Source organism: Clostridium sp. UBA5712, assembly GCF_002419845.1.
Classification (GTDB): domain Bacteria; phylum Bacillota; class Clostridia; order Clostridiales; family Clostridiaceae; genus Clostridium_J; species Clostridium_J sulfidigenes.
The window spans coordinates 1-2,794 of record NZ_DIGW01000006.1; the positions used below are offsets into that span (position 1 = coordinate 1).

Annotated in this window: 3 protein-coding genes; 2 read left to right on the forward strand and 1 reads right to left on the reverse strand. The window is 26.7% G+C overall.

The features are described from left to right. Positions 1-114: 114 nt before the first annotated feature. Positions 115-630, forward strand: coding sequence for a GNAT family protein (locus B3B03_RS02325; protein WP_346849315.1), 516 nt, complete (start codon positions 115-117; stop codon positions 628-630). Between the two features lie 38 nt (positions 631-668). Continuing rightward, on the forward strand, positions 669-1,772 hold the full coding sequence (locus B3B03_RS02330; RefSeq protein ID WP_346876378.1) for a mechanosensitive ion channel family protein: 1,104 nt from the start codon (positions 669-671) through the stop codon (positions 1,770-1,772). Positions 1,773-1,813: 41 nt separating this feature from the next. On the opposite strand, the gene B3B03_RS02335 is transcribed toward B3B03_RS02330, so the two are convergent. Next, positions 1,814-2,560 carry a hypothetical protein gene (locus B3B03_RS02335; protein ID WP_346849313.1) on the reverse strand — a complete coding sequence of 249 codons (747 nt, stop codon included), beginning with the start codon at positions 2,558-2,560 and terminating at the stop codon, positions 1,814-1,816. Positions 2,561-2,794: the final 234 nt, after the last annotated feature.

Sequence of the window (2,794 nt, forward strand, 5' to 3'; positions counted from 1 at the left end):
ATCCCCCGGTGAGCCACCAAAAGCACTTCATATGGAGTGCTTTTTTTATATATAAAATAATAAATTTAATTTATAATAATATGAGAAGTAGCATTTTGGTATGGAGGGTAGGAAGTGTATAATATATGTGAAGGACAACGAATTTATTTAAGAAATATAGAATTAAATGATGCTAAATTGGTTGCTAAATGGAAAGATGAAATAGTAATGAGAAAAATGTCCGTGGGATTAAATACAAATATAAGTTATGAAAATCAATTTCAAGACATTAAGCTTAGCATAGAAGAAGGAGAAGAATTATATTTAATTATTGCATTAAAAGATAATAATGAACCTATAGGATACATAAGAATGAACTGGTTAGATGAAAATAAAGAAATGGCTTGGCTTAGGTTTGGATTAGGAAGTCATAGGCAAGAGGGATATGCTAAGGAAGGATTAAAATTAATTATAGATTATTTATTTAGCATTGGAACTCATAGGATTGATGCAGAGGTGTTAATGTTTAACTATCCTAGTCAAGGCACATTAAGGTCATTAGGTTTTCTTCATGAAGGAACAAGAAGACAAGCATATTATGATGGAGAAGAATATGTTGATGTTTTTGTTTTTGGAATTGTAAAGGAATAAATAATGAAAACTAAGTTTTTATATAGGAGGAAAGATAAATGGTAATAGCTCAAGTAGAGATATTAACGAATAAATATGTACAGATTATATTAAATAGTAAATTTTTTGAAGTGTGGAAGTCAATTGCAATAGGAGTAGGAATATTCGTATTGTTAATGTTCCTAAGGAACATATTTGCTAAATATATTATAAAGATATTAGATGGTATATTTAAAGCTTTAAAAATTAAAAGTGCTAGAAAAATATTGAGTGCATTTGAAAAACCTATAAAAATGGCATTTATAGTAATGGGTGTATACATATTTATGAGTATACTGAATTCATCACTGGGATGGAATATTAGCAGTATAATTAATAAATTATTAGGGACATCAATTATAGTATTATTTGCTAATGGATTAATTAACATTACTAATAATTCAGATGATTTTTTATTTAGAGCTACAGATAAATATGATATAAAAGTTAATACTGTATTAATACCTATGATGGCCAAAGGAATAAAGTATTTAATTATAGCTTTTGCAATTATACAAGTAGCGAATATTTGGGGGCTAGATGTAAATGCTTTTATAACAGGAATAGGTTTAGGGGGAGTTGTAATAGCTTTGGCAGCAAAAGATTTTGCTGCCAATATGATGTCAGGTGTCATAATATTTATGGATAATCCTTTTACAATAGGTGATTGGATTAAGTGTAAGGAGATAGAGGGAATAGTAGAAGATATTAGTTTTAGAAGTACAAGAATAAGAACTTTTGATAAAGTGTTAATAACGGTTCCTAACTCATTACTAGTAAATGATTCAATTTTAAACTTTAACAAGAGAGAGTTAAGAAGAGTAACTATGAATATAGGAGTAACCTATGATACAGCTACTGAGCAGCTTCAAAGGTGTGTTAGTAGCATAAAGGATATGCTAAAGAATCATGATGGAGTAGATAGTGAGAGTATTCATGTTAGCTTTAGTACATTTAATGAAAGTAGTTTAGACATAGGTATGTATTTTTTTATAAATAGAATTGAATTCAATGAATATATGGAGATCAAAGAAGATATAAATTATAATATAATGAAAATTCTAAGTGGTGAGGAAGTAAGCATTGCTTTCCCAACAAAAAGTGTATATATAGAAAATAAATAAAAGGTTTAGGTAGTTCTTATTTGAATTACCTAAACCTTTTATTACTCATTTATAAAGTCAATAATTTCGTTGTATAAACTTCTTACACCATAATGCCAGTTTTGATCAGCAGAGTACTTTCTATTAATCCATACTAAAGGATCGACACTATCAGGTCTATCCTTAGATAGATTTATAATTGTACGACAAGCAATTTCTGATGCATCTACAATATCAGTATTATAACTTTGCCAACTACAAAATACATTATAAGGATTGTTAGCTATTTTAGTAGCACTTACATGATCTTGAGGAACAAAGCTTTGTTCTTGACCTGTAATAGCAAATAGCAGTATAGGATTAATATTAAAATCTCTACCAACTTCTATTATGGATGAAAAGTAAGGTTCATCCTTAAGTATAGAAGATCTATTAGCTAAATAAGATTTTAATAAGTTTTCATCTATAACTTTATATTTAAACCAATCAGGTAAATGCATAGTTTGGTTTATCGCTTTTTCACTTACTTGATTATTGTAATACAAATTTTTACATTTTTGTTGAGACTTTTGTATAGAATAAGAATTATATTCAGAATTATATTTTGAAAGTTCAGTGGTTAATGTATTAGAGTTATTAACTCTATAAGTTATAGATAGAGTATTTATTGATTTTATGTCACTGTTGATTAATTTTGTATTTTTATTAGATGTATTTTGTCCTTGCTCTGTGGTTGATAAATTAATAAGTTGCAATACTAATATAAATATAACAACTAGAGGAATAAAACTTTTTTCTTTCTTCTTCATAAATTTAATCACCATATTTCCCAAAATTTTTATTAATAATTATAATCTGTCCAAAAAAATAATAAATATTCAATTTACATATTTTTTCAAAAGGTAAGAGGTAATTAATTTTAGACAATGGTAATTATTCATTTATGCTTATACCAATAAACAATATAAGTAAATGCATGATATAAATGTATAAATGCAATTAATAGATTAAATAAACAAATCCTAGTGTATCAATATTAGGAT